Here is a 21105-nt window from a genome sequence, read left to right on the forward strand (position 1 = left end):
GAGCAATCAAGTCGGCGCGCGGGGCGGATAAATCCGCGTCGGCATCCAGAAAATCAGCAGGATCAACGCCGCCGCGACACCGGCCATGACGTAGTAGAGATCCGAAGAGGTGAGCACCACGGCCTGCTCGTGCAGCCGATGGGCAAGGCCGGCGGCATCGCTGTCGGCCAGGGGCGAGTTGCCCAGGCTGTCCACCAGCATGGTCGAGTGGAAATGCAGGCGGTGTGTGGTCAGGGCATCGAGCACGCCGGTGGCGACCACGGCAGCCAGGCCTTTCACGGTGTTGAACCACGCCGAGGCGAAAGGCCCGTCCTGGGGCGTGATGCTGCCGGTGGAGAGCATCAGCAGCGGCAACACCGCCATCGGTTGCCCGAAGATTTGCAGCAGTTGCAGCACGTAGAAATCATCGCGAATCCATGCCGACGTGAGTTGCGCCCCGCCCACGCAGGACAGGATCAACATGCTCAAGCCAATGCCCAATACCCAGCGGCAATCGACCCAGCGCAAGTTGCACAACGCCGCCACCAACGGCAGTGCGATCAACTGCGGCAGCGCCATGATCAGCATCACCGGTGCAGTTTGCAGCGGGCGGTAGCCTTGGACCTGGGCCAGGTAGCTGGACGGAATGATCGTCACCGCCAGCAGCACGATCAGCACCCCGGCGAGCACAATCAGCGCGAACGACAGATTGCGTAGCCCAAGCATCTGCAACTTGAAAAACGGCATCGGGTGCGACCACTCGTTGATCATGAACAGCACCAGCAACACCAGGCCGCCGATCAACAATGAGGTAATCAGCGGCGACTCGAACCAGTCCAGCCGATTGCCCTGCAACAGGCCGATCACCAGCATGCAGATCGCCGGGAAGCCCAGCAGCAGGCCACGCCAGTTGAACTGCTTGAAGCGCTCCAGGCGCAGCGGGTCCTGGGGCAAGCCGTAGGCCACGGCCGCCATGGCCAGCAGGCACGGCCCGACAATCTGCCAGAACGCCCATTGCCAGCCGACGTATTCGGTCCACATGGCCGCCAGCGGTGTGCCGAGGCTGGGGCCGAAAGTGGCCGTGAGGGCATAGCCGGCCAGGCCGTACAGCTTGACGTTGGCCGGCAGGAACCGCAGGGCCACGGTCATCAGCATCGGCGGCAAGGCGCCACCGGCCAGGCCTTGCACGGTGCGCAGGATCAGCAGGCTTTCGTAGTTCGGTGCGAACGGGCACAGCACGCCAAGCACGGTGAACAGGCCGATGGCGCAGAGGGTGAAACGGCGCAGAGAGAACGTCACCGAACACCAGGGTGCAAAGGCCATCGCCGAGACAGAGGTGGCGGTGTAGGCAGCCACCAGCCAGGTGCCTTCGTCGAAGCCGATGTACATCGCACCACGAATATCGGCGAGAGCGACTTTGGTCACCATCTCGTTGAGGCCGGACACCAGTACCGCAAGCAATACGCCCACCAGGCCGATGATGATGCGCGGGCCGAAAACGGGCGGGGTAATGGCGGTCGGTTTGGCTGCGGCCAGGGGTGCGGGAGCAGCGAGGGACGTCATGAACTACAACTCGGAATAGGAAATACCCGAGCAGTTTAATAAGGCTTAGACATGACAAAAAGTGACTTATCGGAAGCTTATAAGTGCACCAGACGCAATGATCAAAATGTAGGCGATCTCTGTGGGAGCCGGGCTTGCCCGCGATGGCATCACCTCGCTATGCCTGAAAAACCGGGTCGCCCGCATCGCAGGCAAGCCAGCTCCCACATTGACCGGGCTCACTTGCGACTCACGTGGGCTGCGCTTCCTTCCACGTCGCCTCGCAGCATTCACGCATGGTCTCGCGCAGCCATCTATGGGCCGGGTCCTTGTCGAAACGCGGGTGCCAGGCTTGGGTCAGCACCAGGGTCGGCAGGGAAATTGGCAGGGTGAAGGCTCGCAACGGCAGCTTCAGGCGATTGGCGCTGTAGAGCGCTTCCTTGGGCACCGGCAGGATCAGGTCGGAGTCCGGCAGCATGAACATCGCGCCGTGAAACCCCGGGGCGATCATCGCGACTCGGCGTTCCAGGCCCTGGGCATTGAGCGCCGTGTCGATCGGCCCCCGGGCAATGCCGCGGCGGGAGATGCTGATATGCGAATAGCTGGCAAACCGTTCGGCGGTGATTTCTCCATCGAACAACGGGTGCCCTTCCCGTGCCAGGCCGACGAAGGTGGTGGTGAACAGGTTCTGCACCTTCACTTCCGGGGTGATCGGCATGGTGTTGCCCACCCGCAGGTCGAGACGGCCTTCACGCAGGGCCTCGTCATCGGTGTCGCCTTCCGGCACGAAGCGCAGTTCGCACAGCGGCGCCATGCGTTCCATGGTGTCGAACAGCCGACCGCCATACACTCCGACAAAAAAGTCATTGGCCCGCACGCTGAAGCGTCGGCGCAGGGTGCGCAGGTCCACTTCGTCCGCCGAGCGGAACAGCAGCGCCGCCTGCTCCACCACGCTGCGCACCTGGCCTTGTAGCTCCAGGGCCTTGGGCGTCGGTACCAGGCCGCGACCGGCGCGCACCAGGATCGGATCGCCCACTGCCTCGCGGATGCGCGTGAGGGTGCGACTCATGGCGGCCGGGCTCAGGTTCATCCGCCGCGCGGCGCCTACCACACTGCCCTCGTCGAGCAAGGCGTCGAGGGCGACCAGCAGGTTCATGTCCGGTAATTGCATGCCAAGCACTCGTGATTGGTTATGAGTGAACTTGGCGCAATCGTAGCAGACTGTGGCGAGGGAGCTTGCTCCCTCGCCACAGGGTTGGTGTTTCAGTCCGGGTTGGTGTTCAGTCAGCGTTGCATGCCCCAGCGCTTCACGGTGACCCGCTCCAGGGTGTCGAACACCAGGTTCTCCACCAGCAGCCCGATCAGGATCACCACCGCCAGGCCGGCAAACACTTTGTCGGTGTACAGCTCGTTGCGGTTCTGGAAGATGTACCAACCCAAACCGCCTTTGCCGCTGGTAGCACCGAACACCAATTCGGCAGCGATCAGCGTGCGCCAGGCGAACGCCCAGCCGATTTTCAGCCCGGCGAGAATCGACGGCAGCGCAGCCGGGATCAGGATGAACAACACGAAGCGCATACCCTTGAGGCCATAATTTCGACCGGCCATGCGCAGGGTTTCGGAGACGCCGAGGAACCCTGAATAGGTGTTGAGCGCCAGCGCCCACAACACTGAATGCACCAGCACGAAGATCAGGCTGTTCTGCCCCAGCCCAAACCACAACAGCGCCAGCGGCAGCAGGGCAATCGCCGGCAACGGGTTGAACATCGAGGTCAGGGTGCTCAGCAGGTCACGCCCCAGTTGGGTCGACACCGCAAGCGTGGTCAGGGCAAACGCCAGCACAATGCCGATCAGGTAACCCTTGATCAGCACCACCAGCGAGATGCTGACCTTGCTCAACAACTCGCCACTGGCCATGCCGTCGTAGAACGCGCTCAGTGTCTGCAGGAAGCTCGGCAGCAGCAGGTCATTGTTCTGATAACGGGCAGCCGCTTCCCAGAGGATCGCAAGCACGATCAGGATCAGGCTTTTACGCAGCCAGCCTTGTTGCCACAGGCGCTGGCGCCACGGCAACTCGCGCTCTACGCGTACACCGGGCAACGGTTCGAGAGTGATTTCATATTCCTGGCGCATGGTGCAAACCCTTCAATAAGCGATGCGGATATCGGCGAAACCCAGTTCGGTTTCCACCTCGGGCGCTTCATCAAACAACAGCCGATGAATGCGCCGCGCCGAAGCCTGGAACTCCACACCGCCGAGGCTGTGCAGGTCGTATTGATGGCTGTGGATTTCCGCCCGCACCCGCCCCGGGTGCGGCGACAGCAACAGGATGCGGTTGCCCACCACCAGCGCTTCCTCGATGGAGTGGGTGACGAACAGCAGGGTGAAACGCACCTCTTCCCAGAGCAGCAATAGTTCTTCCTGCATCTTGCGCCGGGTCAGGGCGTCGAGGGCGGCGAAGGGTTCATCCATCAGCAGGATTTTCGGCTGCATGGCCAACGCCCGGGCAATTGCCACGCGGGCTTTCATGCCGCCGGACAGGGTGTGCGGGTAGGCATCGGCAAAGGCCGTAAGGCCGACTTTTTCCAGGTAGTACAGCGCCCGCTCTTCGGCCTCGCGACGCTTGAGGGTTTTGGACGCCAGCAGCGGGAACATGACGTTCTGCTTGACGGTTTTCCACGGTGGCAGTTGGTCGAACTCCTGGAACACCACGATACGGTCCGGCCCTGGCTGCTCGACTTTTTGCCCGAGCAGACGGATCTCGCCCTCACACGGCTTGATAAAGCCGGCGATGGATTTCAACAGTGTGGATTTGCCACAGCCCGAAGGCCCCAGCAATACAAAGCGGTCTGCCGGATCGATCGCGAAGCTGACCTGGTGAGTGGCCCGCACCACCCGTTCGGGCGTGCGGTATTCAAGGCTGACTTTATCCACCGAAAGCAGTGCTTCGGTGGTGGTCGGGTTGCTGGCCGTGTGGCCTTGCAAGGGCGCGTTCATGTCAGCTCCCTTGCAGCGGCTTGGCGTCCTGGAAGAAGTAATCCTTCCACGATTCGGGTTTGTTTTTGATCGCGCCGACGCGGTAGAGGAATTCCGCCAGCGGGTAGGTGTTTTTCGGTGTGACGCTGAATTCGAACTGCGGGTTTTCGATGATTTTCAGCAGCTCGGCGCGGTCGATCTTGGCCTTGGTCACGCGGATGTAGGTATCGGCTGCGGCGCCTTTGTCGTTCTGGGCGAACTGCGCCGCTTCGGTCAGTGCCTCGACGAACGCCTTGTAGGTTTTCGGGTTGTCGTTGCGGAATTTCTCGGTGGCGAACAGCACGGTCGGCGAGTTAGGCCCGAGGATGTCATAGGAGTTGAGCACCACATGCACGTTCGGGTTGGTCAGGGCCTGCTCCTGGAACGGCGGGTTGGAGAAGTGCCCGGTCAGCTCGGTGCCACCGGCAATCAGCGCAGCCGTGGCATCCGGGTGCGGGACGGCGACGGTGTACTTGTCGAGGCGATTGAATTCCTTGTCGCCCCATTGCTTGGCGGCAGCGTATTGCAGGAAACGCGACTGCACGGAAACGCCCACTGCCGGTACGGCAATGCGGTCTTTTTCGGTGAAGTCGGCAATGGTCTTGACCTTGGGATTGTTGCTCACCAGGTAGTAGGGGAAGTTGCCCAGGGAGGCAACGGCTTTCACGTTCTGCTTGCCGTGGGTGCGGTCCCAGATAGTCAGCAGCGGGCCAACGCCGGCCCCGGCGATGTCGATGGAACCGGAGAGCAGCGCATCATTGACGGCTGCGCCGCCGGACAATTGTGTCCAGTCGACCTTGATGTCGATGCCTTCCTGCTTGCCGTATTTTTCGATCAGGTTCTGGTCGCGCACCACGTTGAGCAACAGGTAGACGATGCCAAACTGCTCGGCGATGCGAATTTCGCCTTCGGCCTGGGCGGCGGCAGGCGCCACAAGACTGCCGGCCAGCAGGCTGACGCCCAGGCCGACCGTCGCGGCCAGGCGCGCAAATGGGGTTTTCTTGGACATGGTCATGCTCCGGGTCAGAAAGGCGCGTCGCCCTGGATGGTGGTGCGGTACAACTTGCGCCGCAGGTGGCTGGGGCAGCCGGCCGCCAGGTGGATCAGCGAGCGGTTGTCCCAGAACACCATGTCGTGGGGCTGCCACTGATGGCGGTAGATGCTTTCCGGCAGCACGCTGTGGGCGTACAGCTGGGCCAGCAGGTCGCGGCTTTCATCCTCAGGCAGGCCGACGATACGGGTGGTGAAGCCCTCGCTGACGAACAGCGCCTTGCGGCCGTTTTCCGGGTGGGTGCGCACAATCGGGTGTACCACTTCCGCCACTTGAGCGAGTTGCTCGGGCGTGAGGGTCGGGCGCCAATTGCCTTCGAATTTGGTTTCGCTGTAGCGTGCGGTGTAGGAATGCGCGGCGCTGCGGCCTTCGACCGCCTTGCGCAAGGGCTCGGGCAGGTTGTCCCAGGCTTTATGCATGTCGGCGAACAATGTGTCGCCACCCTCGGACGGCAGCTCCTGGGCATGGAGCATCGAGCCCAGGCTCGGCAGCTCCTTATAGGAGAGGTCCGAGTGCCAGAACTTGCCCGCGTCTCCCAGGCCGATGGATTGGCCGTTTTCGATGATGTTGGAGACGATCAGGATTTCCGGGTGGTTGGCCAGCAGGAATTGTTTGAGCACATGGATTTGCAGCACGCCGAAACGGCGGCTGAAGGCGATCTGTTGCTCGGGGGTGATACGTTGGTCGCGGAAGACCACGACGTGATGGTCCAGATGCGCGCGGTGAATGCGTGCGAAGTCCTGGTCGCTGACCGGGCGGGCCAGGTCCAGGCCTATGATTTCGGCGCCGACGCTGCCGGGAACTGGACGGATCTCGAAGGTTTGTGTGGTGTCGGTCGCTGTTGGAACAGTAGAGGTGGCAGACATGAGTTCACTCCCGTGCAGTCAGGAGAGTGACTTTATAGTCATAAGAACCGCATTTTAAATACCGTTAGTGAATATCGATATGCAGCAATACCGCTGTTGGCCCGACTCCCGGGAATAAAATGTGCACGACGGACCTTTAGCCTGTAAGACCTGACAAATGGGAGCTGTGGGCCCGAAGAACACGCTGTTGAGTCGCTTACAAGCCGAAACCTTGCCCGTTTGACAAGCTTGTGGACAATCTCTAGTGTGCATTGGATCCAATTAGCCACCTCACCTTGAAAAGGAGGATAGCGTAGTCGTGACGCAGAAGCCGAACCCTTTGAGCAGCATCCAGATCAGCGGGCCTATCCCCGCCCATCTCGCCCGCTCCGTGATTGAAGAAACATTGCGCAACGCCATCCTGGATGGCCGCTTGCCCTGTGGCACCGCCATGCGTCAACAGGAGCTGGCCAGCTTGTTCGGGGTCAGCCGGATGCCGGTGCGCGAGGCATTGCGTCAACTGGAAGCCCAATCGCTGCTGCATGTGGTCACCCACAAAGGCGCGGTGGTGGCGCCACTGATCGAGGACCACTCGGCGGAAACCTACGCCCTGCGCATACTCCTCGAATCCGAAGCGCTGCGCTTGTCGATTCCCCTGCTCACGCCCGATGACATCGCCCAGGCCGGCGCCTTTATCGACGCGCTGGAACGGGAAAGCGACTACACCGAAATCGGCCGCCTCAACCGCCTGTTCCACATGGCGCTGTATGGCAAGGCGGGCAATCAGCGGTTGCTCAAGCTGGTTGAACACGGCTTGAACGAAGAGGAACGTTTCCTGCGCTTCAACCTCGAGGCCATGGGCCTGGGCAAGACGTCCCAGGAAGATCACCGCGAACTGCTCGACCTCGTGGCGCAAAAGAAGGTCGACGAAAGCATCCTGACCCTGCGTAACCACCTTACCCGCGGCATGGAGGTAATTACGGGTTACCTCAAAAGTCTTGAAGAGACTGAACAGAACGCTGCGCTGTAAATTCCGCGTGGAACTGAAACGCCTCCCTCGACCACAAAGCGCTGCAAAGTGACGCTGGCCGACGGAGGCCAGTGCACCACCATTACTCCCGTTAAACCATTAAGCCCAAAGAAAACTTCACACACTCCGCAGAGCGATCCAACTACCGCAATATTCCAACTCGAAAAACTTATAAAACTAAAAACACCTGAATACTTAATCAGATTATTACCAACACTCCAATTCTCCCAATCGACAGCGTGAATCCATGCTCGGTGCGTCACTGCGCGTGGCGTACCTTTAAATAAAGCCTTGGTATTTTGTCACAGCATGCTGCTTGCCAGTAACAGTGTCAGCCTCGTACAGGGCTGCCTGTTATCAAGGCACCCGCGCATCCGTGAAAACCAATGTTTATTTGTCGCTAAAGCACAACGCTTTTATCAGGGAAGAGACACGACTTATAGGCATCAACATGTTCCAGCACTCACACCTGCTTAAACAAAAAAAGCAGAAGTTACATATCCATCCAATATTCAAATATATAAATACCCTTCCAAAGTTGCAGTACTTTATGGAAAACCACGTATTCGCCGTGTGGGACTTCATGACACTCACCAAACGCCTGCAACATGACCTCACCGGTATGCGCCTGCCCTGGTTACCGCCAACGGACCCGCAAGCGGCTCGCCTGATCAATGAGATCGTATTGGGCGAAGAGTCGGACGCGTATCCCGGCCATGGGCACGGCAGCCACTTCGAGTTGTACCTGGAAGCCATGCGTGAAGTCGGCGCGAGCACGGCGAACATCGAGCGGTTCGTCAGCCTGCAGCGTGACGGCAACGATGCAGAAACGGCCCTGCAAAAAATCGATATCCACCCGTCCGTGGCCCGGTTCGTCAGAAGTACCCTGCAGGTTGCCCTGGACGCACCGACGCACTGCGTGGCGGCTGCCTTTCTCCACGGGCGCGAGAGCGTCATCCCGGCGATGTTCAAGCGCATCCTGGAGGAGTGCGAGGTGCTCCATCGCCAGGCGCCCACCTTCTGCTACTACCTCAAGCGCCACATGGAGATCGACGCCCAGGAGCATGGCCCGGCGGCAACGCAATTGCTGCAACGCCTTACCCTCGGCGACCCAAGCCGCGAGCAGCAAGCCGACAGTTGCGCCCTCGGCGCCGTGGAAAGCCGCCTGGCCTTATGGGATGGGTTGCATAGGTGCCTGCCGGAGATGAGCGCATGAACCCTGCCGACTACCGCTCATTTGCCGACGACTGGGAGCGCCGCGCGACCATCCGCACACGCCCGCGGCGGCGGCTGGAAAACGATCAGAAACTGATCTACCCCCTGAGCCGACAGCCTCTGGTGCTGAGCGCGACCTTTATCGACCAATGCCCGCAGTGCCGTGATTTTGTCTTGCTGCAGACGTTCTACAAGTTCATCAACGACGTGGTGATCTTTGAAACCGAGATCGTCGACAAGACCGCCCGCAGCATCGCCAAGAATCGCTTTTCGGTGCCCTTCCCGCTTGCCTGTCGCTACGACGCCATGACCGTGGTGGTGGACGAGGATTACCACGCCCTCGTCGCCCTCGATTTCATGCAACAGACCATCGAGATGACCGGGATCCCACCCCTTGAACTACCCGCGCAAATCGAGCTGAGCCGCGCCTTGCCTGCCGCACTGGCGCTGGCGCCCGAACACATGCGCGATGCCGTGGAACTGATTGCCGTGGCCATCGCCGAGAACACCGTGACCCATGACGTGGCAGCGTTTTCCAAGGACGACAGTGTCAAGCAATCCATCCGTGGGTTGATGGCCGACCACTTGTTTGACGAGGGCCGCCACGCGCTTTTCTGGACGCGCCTGGTGCGTATTTATTGGCAGTCTGCAGACGCCGCGGACCGCGACTGTATCGCCCGGATCCTGCCGGTTTTTCTCCAGCATTACCTGACCCACGACCTGCAGAAAAACTTCGACCTGCACTTGATCGAGCACCTGGATGTCAGTGACGGCACGCGCTCTGCGCTGCGCACTGAAGTGCAGGCGATGGGCTTTCCCATTACCCGCCAGCACCCGTTGATCGGCAATATCATGGGCTTCCTGAACCACAGCGGCCTGCTGCAAACGCCGAGTGTGGTTGGGGCGCTGGATGCCTTTCTTGCGGCACCAGGAGGGCACCCATGAGGCACCTGAAGATTGGGCTGGCGGGCTTCAGCGCGGCGCTGAATGAACTGGGTGAGACATTGGCGCAATACGGTCATGGGGTGCTGCGAGCACAGGATGTCACCCACCTAGTAGACCTGCTGATTGATGACGGTAGCGAGGAGGTTCCGCCCGGCGTGACGTGCACAGCCTTGATGAGCCTGCGCGTGGGTATGGGAGCGTTGACCGACTGTGGATTGCCGGCCCTGCAGCTCAGGTGTTACGCCCACTCACGGCGACTCCTGACAACCCTGGAGGTTGCCGGAGAAGCCTGTGGCAATGGTCAACGGCTGCGTCAACACGCAGTAAGCAGCCTGGTGGAGTGGGTAGCCCAACAGGTGAGTGGGTTCTCCCGGGACCCGGGCTATTTCTCGCAGGCGGCCGTCGCCTCTGATGATCCGGAACACGGCCTGCAAGCGCTCGCATCCCTGGCGTACCTGCATCGTTTTAACCTGACGGCCGATTTGGTTCTGCAGCAGCAAGCCCAGGTACCCCTGATCGAACGATTGGAAAACAGTCTGCAAACCTTCGCCGACCGGCTGGCGTTGAACATTGCCGGCAGCGGGCTGACTTACCGACAGTTGCATCGCCAGAGCCTGGCTATCCAGCACCGTCTGCGACCTCTGCTTGGGCCCCACGACACACCGCCGGTAATCGGCGTCTGCCTGGACAAATCCCTGGAGCTGTACGCCAGCATTCTCGCGGTACTCGCCTGCGGTGCGGTGTACCTGCCCCTGGAGCCGGGCCACCCGCTGCAACGCCAGCAAGCGATGCTGGAAAACGCCGGCGTCTCGGTGCTGCTGGATGATGGCAAGCATCCACTGCGGGACGGGTTCTGTGCATTGGATGTGAGTGCCGTCGACACTCCCGACACCTCGCTGCCAATGCGCCAGCGCCCCGCCATGGACGACCCTTGCATGGTGCTCCACACCTCGGGCACTACCGGCCACCCCAAGGGCGTGCTGCTCAGCCAGCACAACCTGGCCCATTTCAGCGCCTGGTTCGGGGGTCATGTGCAGCTGAGCGAACACAGCCGGGTCTTGCAGTTTTCGCCCTTGAGTTTTGACTCGTCCCTGATCGATATCTTCCCGAGCCTGATCGCGGGCGCCGAGCTGATCGTGCCCAGTGAGGACCAGCGACGCGACCCGCAGCAACTGGTGGAGTTGATCCGACAACAGCGCGTCACCCACGCCTTCCTGCCGCCGGCGCTGCTGAGCATCCTGCCGCTGGATCAACCCCTGGGCCTGGCGCACCTGATGACCGGAGGCGACGTGTGCGAGCCCTATGTCATCGAGCAGTTGGCAGGCCAGTGTCGCCTGCACAATTTCTACGGGCCCACCGAAGCCACCGTGCTGGTGACCAGCCACACGTTGCAGCCGGGCGACAGCAATCGCAACCTCGGCACGCCCATCGCCAACAGCCAGGTACTGATCCTCGACGAGCACCTGCAACCGGTGGATGAGCAGGTGTTGGGCGAACTGTACATCGCCGGTCCCGGCGTCAGCCTGGGTTACCTCAACCAGCCGCGTCAGACCGCCGAGCATTTCGTCCCCCTGGAGTTGCCCGACGGCCAGACCTTGCGGGCCTACCGCACAGGCGACCTGGCGAAGTGGACCGCTGCCGGCATCGAGTTGGTCGGGCGCCGGGATCAGCAGGTGAAGATCCGTGGGTTCCGGGTCGAACCGCAAGAGATCGAACATTGCCTGCGCAGCAGTCAGCTGTTTCGCCAAGTGGCGGTGGTGATTGACCGTGAGCGGCGAATCCTGGCTTTTGTTGCTCAGCCCGAAACACAAGACGCCCTGCCTGCACTGACGCAGCATGCCCGGCAAACACTGCCGGACTATTTGCGGCCAACCCTGTGCACGGAACTTGCGAGCATGCCGTGCACCCCCAACGGAAAGGTCGACCGCCAGGCATTGCTGGCGTTACCGACTCCAACGCTGCCGGCCATCATTCACGGCGAACCGCACACGCCCATGCAAGTGCAGTTGCTCAACCTGTGGAGCGAGTTGCTGGGTATGCCGGTCACGCAGCTGTCGGCCGACGAGAGCTTCTTCAATCTTGGCGGCCATTCCATCCTGCTGTCGACGATGCTGCTGCGTATCCGCGAGCAGTTCGGGCGCAGCCTCTCCCTAAGCCGGTTTTTTGAAACCCCCACGGTTCGTACCCTCGCTACGCTGATGGGGGACGACGCACCACCCGAAGCACCGACCGGCCAGGCTACCCGGGATGCGCTGCGTGAGCTGCATGTGCAGGCATTGCCGGCTGAACAGGCGGGCGAACGTCGCCGGGTGATCGTGACCGGGGCCAACAGTTTTCTCGGGGTGCATATCGTCGAGGCACTGTTGGCCGAGGGTGCACTTGAAGTGGCCTGCCTGGTGCGCGAACGGCCCGGACATTCGGCGACCGCGAGGTTTGCCGAGGCCCTGCGAGAGTACCGTCTGGAACACCTGGACCTGAGCCGGGTGCAGGTGTATGCCGCCGACATCAGCCAGCCGCGTCTTGGCCTGTCGAGTGAGGTGTATGACTACCTCGCCGGGGAGTTCGGCGTGTTGGTGCACAACGCCGCCCACGTCAATCATGTGATGGATTACGCCACCCTGGCCAAGGACAACGTCGAACCGGTGCTGGAATGCCTGCGCCTGTGTGAAACCCGGTGCAAGAAGGTCTTCAATTTTATCTCGACGCTGTCGGCCGCCAGCACTATCGACGCACATGGCCAGGTACTCGAAAACCCCGCCGCGGCCACCCCGCCGCTCTACATCCAGAATGGCTACAACCTGTCCAAATGGGTTGCCGAACGCTTGCTGGGACGCGCCGCAGCGCAAGGTGCCTGGGTCAATATCCATCGCCCGGGGAACATCAGCTTCAACAGCCGCAGCGGAGTCTGCGAGCCACAGAAGAATCGCCTGATGTTGATGCTCAAAGGTTCACTCCAACTGGGCCTGGTGCCGCACCTTGAGTTGAATTTCGACCTGATGCCGGTGGACTTTCTCGCCCGGTTTATTGCGTTCCACAGCAGCCGCTGCCGTGCTGGAGGGACGGTGTTCAACCTGCATAACCCGCAGCCCCTGAGCTGGGAAACCTACGTCGACGCCTTTCGCCAGGCAGGCCACGCATTCGAGCTGGTGAGCGTGGCTCACTGGCAACGTCACCTGCACACAGTGGACAGCCGCAATGCGCTGTTCGGCGTACTGGGCTTCTACCTCAACGGGGTGGGCGAGGACATCGGCGATACCTCGATGATCCGCCATGACAACGCACGACGCGGCGTCGAGCAGATGGGCGGACGCTACCCCGAAAAAAATCCGGCGCTGTTACGCAAGGGCTGCGAGTACCTGCGCAGCACCGGTTTCCTGTGACCAGGCTCTCAATTGAAGGAAGACCTTATGAAACCCGATACGTTGATTCGCAACCCTTGCGGCAAACCTGTGGTGTCCTCAGTTGTGGTTGCCTGTGATGCAGCCAGTGCGTGGGCGGTGGTCGGTGACTTTGGCGGATTTGATCGATTCATCCCCGCCTTGTCCCACATCGAAATCACTGGTGCGGGCGCGGGATCGCTGCGCAAGAAGTTCTTCCACGATGGACACTTGGTGGTGGAGCAACTCAACAGCCGCGACGAGCAGGCCATGCGCATGACCTGGACCACGATCTACAACACCTTGGGCGTAGCACGGTTGTGGGCCGCCATGGATGTCGAACCGTTGGGAGCAGGATCCTCACGGGTGACCTGGACGATCATCGCCGAGCCGGTTGAACCTGGCGCGGAGGGATTTGAGCCGTTTGTGCAGGCATTCGCCGACGGTGCGCTGGCGAATGTGCGAGCGATGTTTGGCTAAAGGAGACAGGAGCGAGCAGGCTCGCTCCTGTGTGTTCATCGATCAGATTTTGAAACTGTCGACCAACTGCTTCAGGCGGTTGGCCTGTTGAGACAAGGCGTCGCAATCCTTCAAGGTTTCGTTGAGGTTGGCCACGCCCTGCTGGTTCAGCAGGTTGATCTGGTTGATGTCGACGTTGAGGGTTTCCACCACGGCGGTCTGTTCCTCGGTGGCGGCCGCTACCGACTGGTTCATCCCGTCGATCTCGACGATCCGCTGCGTCACGCTGACCAGGCGTTCACCGGCCTGGTTGGCGACCTCGACGCTTTCTTCGCTGGAGGTCTGGCTGGCGTTCATCGTGGTCACGGCCTCACGCGAGCCAATCTGCAGCGAGGTGATCATTTTGTGGATCTCTTCTGCCGATTCCTGGGTGCGGTGCGCCAGGTTGCGTACTTCATCCGCCACCACGGCAAACCCACGACCGGCCTCACCGGCACGTGCCGCTTCAATCGCGGCGTTGAGGGCCAACAGGTTGGTTTGCTGGGAGATACCTTTGATCACATCCAGGATGTGGCCGATGTTGTCGGTGCTGGCGTTCAGGGTTTCAATCTGCGTGCAGGACAGGCTGATTTTTTGCGAAAGCTCCGACATCGCCAGGATGGTTTTCTCAACCACCTTGCGCCCATCATCGGCCTGCTCACTGGCACCGCTGGCGTGTTGCGAAGCATCAGCGGCGTTGCGCGCGATTTCCTGCGTGGCGGCCCCCAGTTCGTTGATCGCTGCGGCCACGCTGTTGGTGCGCGCGCTTTGTTCGTCGGAACCGATGATCGACGCGTTGGACGAGGCCATTACTCGCTGGGACAGGTCGTGCACCTGGCGCGTCGCCGAGGAAACTTCGGAAATCGACGCGTGAATACGCTCGACGAATTGGTTGAAGGCACTGCCCAAGTCACCGAACTCGTCCTTGCTTTCCACTGTCAGGCGGCGGGTCAGGTCACCCTCGCCCTGGGCGATGTCCTGCATGGCGCGGCCCATGGTGGTCAACGGGCGCATCAAGACCTGGATCAGGACGCTCAGGAACACGGCAATGGCGGCAACCGCAATGAACATGGCGATCAATGCCGAGGTACGGAACTTACCCAGCGGTGCGTAGGCTTTGTCTTTGTCGATCGACAGGCCGATGTACCAGTCGGCATTCGGCAACCCGCTGATCGGGGTGAAGGACAAAATCCGTTCCTGGCCATTCAAGACCACTTCCTGGCTGAGCTTCTCGATGCGCACGTTGGTGCCCGGGTAGATGTCCTTGAGGTTCTTCATCACCTGGTCCTGGTCCGGGCTGACGATCACCTGGCCATCACCGCTGACCAGGAATGCATGGCCGATGCCGCCGAAATCCACCGAGTTGATGATCTTCACCAGGGTTTGCAGGCTCAGGTCACCGCCGACCACGCCAAGCAGTTCGCCATTCTTTTTCACCGGCATCGCGATGGTCACGATCAGCCCGCCTACCGCAGCCATGTAGGGCGGTGTAAGCATGGTCTTGTCGGCTGCGACAGCTTGCTTGTACCAGGGACGCTGACGCGGATCGTAGCCGTCGGGCATTTTGGCGTCGGGACGCTGGGTGAACACGCCGTTGGTGGAACCGACGTAGGTGAACTGGAAGTTGGAGGTAAATGCCGACTGGTCGACCAACCCCGGAAGATCGGCAGAGCTGCCTTGATGGGCCACGTTTTGCGCGAGGCTTTCCAGTACCAGCACCCGCCCGCTGAGCCAGTTCTGCACGCTGCTGGCGGTGAGTTCACCGGATTGCTGAATGGACGACTCCAGGTTTTGCCGGATGGTATTGCGCTGCAAGTAGTCGTTGTAGAACGTGAATAACGCGAAGGCCAGAACCACTACGCCTGACGCGGCCAACAGAATTTTATGACTGAACTTGAGATTCATTTCATTGACTTCTTTTTGCCAAAAGGGGGTGAGCGTGCCGGATGCAACATTCCATGTAACGGTATAGGCAGACTCTGCGACTGCTCTATTTCGGTGCACGCATGGCTCGTCAGGCTTTCGGCCAAGGCAGGATAAATCTTAGGAATTTGTGAGAAGCATCTGCTTTTAATGTCAGAAACCGACCAGTGGTAGCGCTCTAACGTCAGGAGTTGCAAAATTTTTCAGGCTTGTCGACAATGCGACTAATTATCATTTGTGACGCTTTGCCAGGCCGTGTGAATGCCCTCATCCGAGTACGCAGTACAGACGCTTTACAGCAACCATCATGGCTGGCTGAACACTTGGCTGCGCAGCCGTCTGGGTAACGCAGCGGATGCGGCGGACCTGGCCCAGGACACGTTCGTGCGGCTGCTGCAAAAAACCGAACGTTTCGAACTCAAGGCCCCTCGCGCTTTCCTGCGCACTATCGCGCGGGGCCTGGTGATCGATCATTGGCGTCGCGAAGAAATCGAGCGCGCCTACCTGGAGTCCATCGCGCATTTGCCCGAAGCCTTGGCGCCGAGTGCTGAAGAACGTGCGTTGATTCTGGAATTGCTGGAGTCCATCGCCCGGCTTCTGGACGGACTCAAGCCCAAGGTACGCAAGGCGTTTCTACTGGCTCAATGCGACGGCCTGACTTACAAGCAGATTGCGCAGCAGATGGGTGTATCACTGCGTTCGGTGGAACGCTATGTCGCCGAGGCGCTTTATCACTGTTATGTGCTGCGGTATGAGGCATGACCTCGATGGATAACACCGCGCGCGCAGGAATCGACCCGCAGGTGGTCAAGCAGGCCATCAGCTGGATGCTGCGCCTGCGTAACAATCGCGCCAATGTCCGCCTGAAGGCGCAGTGCGAGCACTGGCGCGAGGCTCATCATGAACACGAGTTGGCCTGGCAACGCGTGCAGGCACTGCAGCATGAATTAAGCAGCCAGTTGGCGGCGATTCCCGGGGCCCATGTGGCGCTGGAGAACAGTGCCCAGCGCCTTGGGCGCCGGCAGGCATTGAAGGTATTGTCCGGCGTGCTGTTGATGGGTTCGGCGGCCTGGGTCAGCCGAGACCTCACCGGCTGGCAGCGTTGGACCTCTGACCTGGCTACCACCACTGGCGAACGCCGTAGCGTGCAACTACCGGATGGCACGCGCCTGCAGCTCAATACCGATAGCGCAGTGGACCTCGACTTCAACCCGCAACAACGCTTGATCACATTGGTGCGTGGGGAAATCCTGGTGACCTGCGGCGCCGCGGCGACCGCCCCCCTGCTGGTTCGCACCCGTCATGGTTTGTTCGAAGGAATAGACGGGCGATTTGTGGTGCGCCAGGACAGCGATTGCACACGTCTGAGCGTCGCGTCAGGCAACGTGGCGATTCATTCACCGCATACCGCCGACGGGCTTTTCACTCAAGTGCATGCAGGAGAAAGCTACCTGGTGCGTCAGAATGCGGCCGCTCTGGCACCGCCTTCGGATATGGATACAGGGGCCTGGGCCGACGGATTGATCGTCACCCGCAACATGCGTCTTGCCGATTTCCTGGCGGAGGTGGGGCGCTATCGCCATGGTTATCTGGGCTGCTCGAGCGATATCGCAGATTTGCGCTTGTCTGGTGTTTTTCGCCTGGAGGACACCGAGAAACTATTGGCGATCCTTCCGCAGACGCTGCCTGTGCGCCTGCGCTATCGCACCCGCTGGTGGGTGAGCCTGGAGCGTCAGGCCTGATTATTTTTGGCGTGCCTGATTTATTTTTGGCGGCTTTTTTCCGTGAGTCCGGCTTAGACAGTAAGCAATTCAATCTGCCTTCAGCGACCTCTACGGATCTCGATAATGACTGTGCGTTTTTTCAGCAACTCTCCCTCTTCCTACCCTTTGCTCGGCAAAGCCGTACGCGCAGCATTGCTGTCGACCACGATGGGCATCGGCTTGCTGCCAGTGGCCGGTGTCGCGGCTGATAGCGGGGTCGAACGTATCAGCCAGCGCTATGACATCCCGGCAGGCGCGCTGAGCGATGTGCTCAATCAGTTTGCCCGTCAGGCAGGCATCACCCTTTCCAGCACGCCTGCGCAGACTCAGGGCCGACAGTCTCCCGGGCTGCACGGGGAGTACTCGGCCGAACAGGGCCTGAGCCAATTGCTCAACGGCTCAGGCTTGCAGGCGCAGGCGCAGGACGACGTGAGTTTCGTGTTGCAGGTCCAGCCCGAGAGCGAGGCGCTGACCTTGCCGACCACCGACATCAAAGGCTTCGCCCTGGGTAATGCCCTGGGCAGCATGGAAGGCTACAACGCGACCCACAGCCAGATCGCCACCAAGACCAGTACCGCGCTGCTGGAAACGTCTCAGACGGTTTCAGTGGTGACCCGCGAGCAGATGGACGACCAAGGCTCGCAAACCGTTGCCCAGGCCATGCGTTACACCCCTGGCGTGCTGACCAACCCTTATGGCGCCACTCACCGCTATGACTATGTGGCGATGCGTGGTTTCAACGACGGTTCGGTGGATAACATCTACCTGGACGGTTTGAAATCCATGGGTGACAGCGGAACCTACAGCACCATGCAGGTGGACCCGTATTTCCTCGAGCGCGTAGATATCCTCAAAGGACCGTCATCGGTGCTCTACGGGCGCAGCTCGCCGGGTGGGCTGGTGGCGTTGACCAGCAAGAAGCCATTGTTTGAGCCATACCATCAGGTCCAGGCCACGATAGGTTCCCAAGGGCAGCGAGGCATGGGTTTCGACTTCAGCGGCCCGGTGGATGACGACAAGCGCATTGCTTACCGACTGACCGGGCTTGCAGACAAGTCCGACACGCAATTCGACCATGCCAAGGAAAAACGCTACGCGCTGGCACCCACCTTGAGCATCGACTTTACCGATGACACGTCCCTCACACTCCAGGCTTACCTGCAGCATGACCCCGACGGTGGCTACCACGGAGGCATGCCGGCAGATGGCGCGCTGCATCAGCGCAACGGCCAGCGGATCTCCAATCACTTCTTCGAAGGCGAACCGGGCATTGATGGGTACAAGCGTGATCAACAGTCGTTCGGCTATCAGTTCGAGCATCGCTTCAATGATGTTTTCACGGCGCGGCAGAACTTTCGGTATCTGGACTCCAAGGTCCAGCTGGACCAGGTGTATGCCTATGGCTGGACCACGCCCACCAGTAATGAGCTGAATCGCTACTACTCAGGCGGTGACGAAAAGCTGCATGCGTTCATCATCGACAACATGCTGCAGGCTGAATTTTTTACCGGCGCGACCAAGCATACGGTGTTGATGGGGGCGGACTATCAGCGGCGCAAAACCGTCGTGGACTGGAGCAGCGGCTCTCTTGCGCCAATCAATGCGTTCAACCCGGTGTATGGCAATTCCGAGATCAGCTATTACAGCCCAACCAGTTATCTGCGCCGGCTCGAGCAGACCGGCGTTTACCTGCAAGACCTGATTGAGATGGACAAGTGGCGGTTCTCCCTCGGGTTGCGTCAGGACTGGGTTGAGACCTCCGATGAAAATCGCATTGCCGAAGCGGGACGGCCGCTGGGCACAGAGATCAGTGATAAACGTACCAAACTGACCGGCCGGGCCGGAGCGCTCTACTTGTTTGATAACGGTCTCGCGCCCTACGTCAGCTATTCCGAATCCTTCAACCCGAACTCCTATTCGGACAGTGCCGGCAATCCCCTTGCACCTACCGACGGCACCCAGTGGGAAGTCGGCTTGAAGTATCAGCCGCCGGGTACCGACAATTTGTTCACGGCCTCGCTGTTCCGCATCGACCAGGAAAACCTGGCGACCAAACTGCCGCAGGAAAACTTCTATCGCGCGGTCGGCGCTGTACGCTCCCAGGGCCTGGAGCTGGAGGCGCATATGCAGTTGACCGACCATCTCAAATTGTTGGGCAGCTATACCTTCACCGATATCGAGTATTCGAAGTCGATGGTCAGCACGCTGAGTACCGCAGACAACGTGATCGAGAACAAGGGGAACTCGCCGACGCAGGCGCCGCGTCATATGGCGTCGGTATGGGCAGACTACAAGTTCGATAGCGGCGCACTGGATGGCCTGCGACTCGGTGGTGGTGTTCGTTATGTCGGCTACAGCTGGGCAGATGCGGAGAACACCATGAAGGTGCCCGCCTACACGCTGTTTGATGCCTCGATGGGTTATGACCTTGGCAAGGTTGGACTGAAGGGTGTGGATGTACGCCTGAATGCCAACAACCTGACGAACGAGTCGTACGTGGCGTCGTGTGCCAGTTTGAACTTCTGCTACCTGGGTGAAGAGCGCAACGTCAGTGCGACGGTGAGCTACCAGTTCTAATCCCTCTCGATTCATACAAAGCCAGTTCCTGATTCCAGGCGCTGGCTTTGTCGTCTTTGCAGGAAATTTTTATGCGCGCATTGCTGGTTTTACTTCATCGCTACATCGGGTTGGCAACGGCGTTGTTTCTGATGATGGCGGGACTCACGGGCAGCCTACTGGCGTTTAACCATGAGTTGGATGAATGGCTCAATCCCGGCTTTTATGAAGCAACGGCCAAAGGTTCGGCATTGCCACCAGGTGAACTGGTGGACACGTTGCAGGGGCAGCATCCCAAACTGCAAGTCTGGTACATGGAGTATCCACAAGAGGCCGGTCATACCGCGATGCTGGCGGCAGTTGCGAGAAACGATCCGGCGACGGGCAAACCCTTTGAGGAGCCCAACCAGGTCTTTTACCTGGATCCGGTCAGCGGCGAAGAAATGGGCCGGCGTGTTTGGGGGGCTTGCTGCTTTCAGCGCGAGAACTTCATTCCGTTCATTCTGGAATTTCACTACAACCTGACACTGCCGGGTAATTGGGGTTTGTGGCTGATGGGACTGGTGGCGATCGCATGGGTGTTCGATTGTTTTATCGCGCTGTGGCTGACCCTGCCGAGAGGTAAACCGTTCTGGAAGAAGTGGTCCACGGCGTGGAAGATCAAGGGCGGCCACGCTTACCGGCTGAACTTCGACCTGCATCGTGCAGGCGGGTTATGGCTTTGGCTGTTGTTGCTGCCGATTGCAGTCAGCAGCGTCGCGATGAATTTGCCGAGCCAGGTGTTCAAGCCTGCTGTCTCGCTGTTCTCACCGGTTGAGCCTAGCGTCTATGAGGCCCGTGGCGGGTTACCCGCCGAGCAATTGGGCGTGACACAACTGAGTTATCAACAGGCCTATGAGCGGGCGCTGGAGGAAGGCAAGCGGCTGGGACTGACGGCGGCGATTGGAGAGCTTTACTACAGCTTTGAGTACAACTTTTATGGGGCGGGTTTTGGACAACATGATACCGAGGCCCATGGGAAATCCTGGTTGTTTTTCCACGGGACGGATGGGCGTTTACTGGGGCAGGAAATAGCAGGGCAAGGTACGTTGGGAGAGCGCTTTTATCGGCTGCAACTGCCGATCCATGGGGGCAGGATCATCGGGGTGGCGGGTCAGGTGCTGATTGCGCTGCTGGGAGCTGTGATCGCGATGTTGTCTGCTACCGGGATCTATATATGGTGGCGCAAGTTAATGGCCAGGCGAAGCAGTAAGGCACGCAAAGGGTGAGCCGGTTCTAGTTGTTTGCCCAGCCCTTAAACGACAAAACCCCTGTCTGCGCTAGCAGACAGGGGTTTCGGAATTCAATCTTGACGATGACCTACTCT

At 60.1% G+C, this 21105-nt stretch carries 16 protein-coding genes; 9 read left to right on the top strand and 7 right to left on the bottom strand.

Translation table 11 applies throughout. The features are described from left to right. Positions 1-6: 6 nt before the first annotated feature. The 6 genes from HX824_RS31415 to HX824_RS31440 form a co-directional block, all read right to left on the bottom strand. On the bottom strand, positions 7-1542 hold the full coding sequence (locus HX824_RS31415; RefSeq protein ID WP_102367852.1) for an MFS transporter: 1536 nt from the start codon (positions 1540-1542) through the stop codon (positions 7-9). A gap of 229 nt (positions 1543-1771) precedes the next feature. Next, entirely contained in the window at positions 1772-2692 is a 921-nt protein-coding gene (locus HX824_RS31420) for a LysR family transcriptional regulator (RefSeq protein ID WP_003218223.1), read from the bottom strand. 113 nt (positions 2693-2805) lie between these two features. Continuing rightward, on the bottom strand, positions 2806-3654 hold the full coding sequence (locus HX824_RS31425) for an ABC transporter permease (RefSeq protein WP_003218225.1): 849 nt from the start codon (positions 3652-3654) through the stop codon (positions 2806-2808). A gap of 12 nt (positions 3655-3666) precedes the next feature. After that, complete coding sequence (locus tag HX824_RS31430; RefSeq protein WP_008433632.1) at positions 3667-4518, bottom strand: ABC transporter ATP-binding protein; 852 nt, start codon at positions 4516-4518, stop codon at positions 3667-3669. 1 nt (position 4519) lies between these two features. After that, complete coding sequence (locus HX824_RS31435; RefSeq protein ID WP_003218229.1) at positions 4520-5545, bottom strand: ABC transporter substrate-binding protein; 1026 nt, start codon at positions 5543-5545, stop codon at positions 4520-4522. A gap of 14 nt (positions 5546-5559) precedes the next feature. Further along, entirely contained in the window at positions 5560-6453 is an 894-nt protein-coding gene (locus HX824_RS31440) for a TauD/TfdA family dioxygenase (protein WP_177056003.1), read from the bottom strand. A gap of 298 nt (positions 6454-6751) precedes the next feature. Here HX824_RS31440 and HX824_RS31445 point away from each other — a divergent pair, with 298 nt between their 5' ends. The 5 genes from HX824_RS31445 (at position 6752) to HX824_RS31465 (ending at position 13479) form a co-directional block, all read left to right on the top strand. Further along, positions 6752-7462, top strand: a complete 711-nt coding sequence (locus tag HX824_RS31445; RefSeq protein ID WP_134325512.1) for a GntR family transcriptional regulator — start codon at positions 6752-6754, stop codon at positions 7460-7462. A gap of 451 nt (positions 7463-7913) precedes the next feature. Further along, on the top strand, positions 7914-8678 hold the full coding sequence (locus HX824_RS31450; protein WP_102605413.1) for a DUF3050 domain-containing protein: 765 nt from the start codon (positions 7914-7916) through the stop codon (positions 8676-8678). Further along, positions 8675-9622: a diiron oxygenase gene (locus tag HX824_RS31455; RefSeq protein WP_177056004.1), complete on the top strand. Its 948-nt coding sequence runs from the start codon at positions 8675-8677 to the stop codon at positions 9620-9622. Before HX824_RS31450 ends, HX824_RS31455 begins: the two co-directional genes overlap by 4 nt. Next, positions 9619-13002, top strand: coding sequence for an amino acid adenylation domain-containing protein (locus tag HX824_RS31460; protein ID WP_177056006.1), 3384 nt, complete (start codon positions 9619-9621; stop codon positions 13000-13002). Before HX824_RS31455 ends, HX824_RS31460 begins: the two co-directional genes overlap by 4 nt. Positions 13003-13029: 27 nt before the next feature. Continuing rightward, the gene (locus HX824_RS31465) at positions 13030-13479 is read left to right on the top strand and encodes an SRPBCC family protein (protein WP_177056008.1); all 450 of its coding nucleotides are present in this window, start codon (positions 13030-13032) and stop codon (positions 13477-13479) included. Between the two features lie 42 nt (positions 13480-13521). Here the strand turns inward: HX824_RS31465 and HX824_RS31470 are convergent, their stop codons facing one another. Continuing rightward, on the bottom strand, positions 13522-15402 hold the full coding sequence (locus HX824_RS31470) for a methyl-accepting chemotaxis protein (RefSeq protein WP_003218243.1): 1881 nt from the start codon (positions 15400-15402) through the stop codon (positions 13522-13524). 279 nt (positions 15403-15681) lie between these two features. Here HX824_RS31470 and HX824_RS31475 point away from each other — a divergent pair, with 279 nt between their 5' ends. The 4 genes from HX824_RS31475 to HX824_RS31490 all read left to right on the top strand — a co-directional run bounded on the left by HX824_RS31475 (position 15682) and on the right by HX824_RS31490 (position 21007). Beyond that, positions 15682-16182 (top strand): sigma-70 family RNA polymerase sigma factor, encoded by a 501-nt coding sequence (locus tag HX824_RS31475; protein WP_008433614.1) that lies wholly within the window; start codon positions 15682-15684, stop codon positions 16180-16182. Further along, entirely contained in the window at positions 16179-17162 is a 984-nt protein-coding gene (locus HX824_RS31480) for a FecR domain-containing protein (RefSeq protein WP_003218246.1), read from the top strand. The genes HX824_RS31475 and HX824_RS31480 overlap by 4 nt, the downstream gene beginning before the upstream one ends. Before the next feature lie 105 nt (positions 17163-17267). After that, positions 17268-19760 (top strand): TonB-dependent siderophore receptor, encoded by a 2493-nt coding sequence (locus HX824_RS31485; RefSeq protein WP_177056010.1) that lies wholly within the window; start codon positions 17268-17270, stop codon positions 19758-19760. Positions 19761-19831: 71 nt separating this feature from the next. Next, complete coding sequence (locus HX824_RS31490) at positions 19832-21007, top strand: PepSY domain-containing protein (protein WP_087692328.1); 1176 nt, start codon at positions 19832-19834, stop codon at positions 21005-21007. The last annotated feature ends 98 nt before the right edge of the window (positions 21008-21105 follow it).

Source organism: Pseudomonas sp. D4002, from assembly GCF_013385665.1.
Lineage (GTDB): Bacteria > Pseudomonadota > Gammaproteobacteria > Pseudomonadales > Pseudomonadaceae > Aquipseudomonas.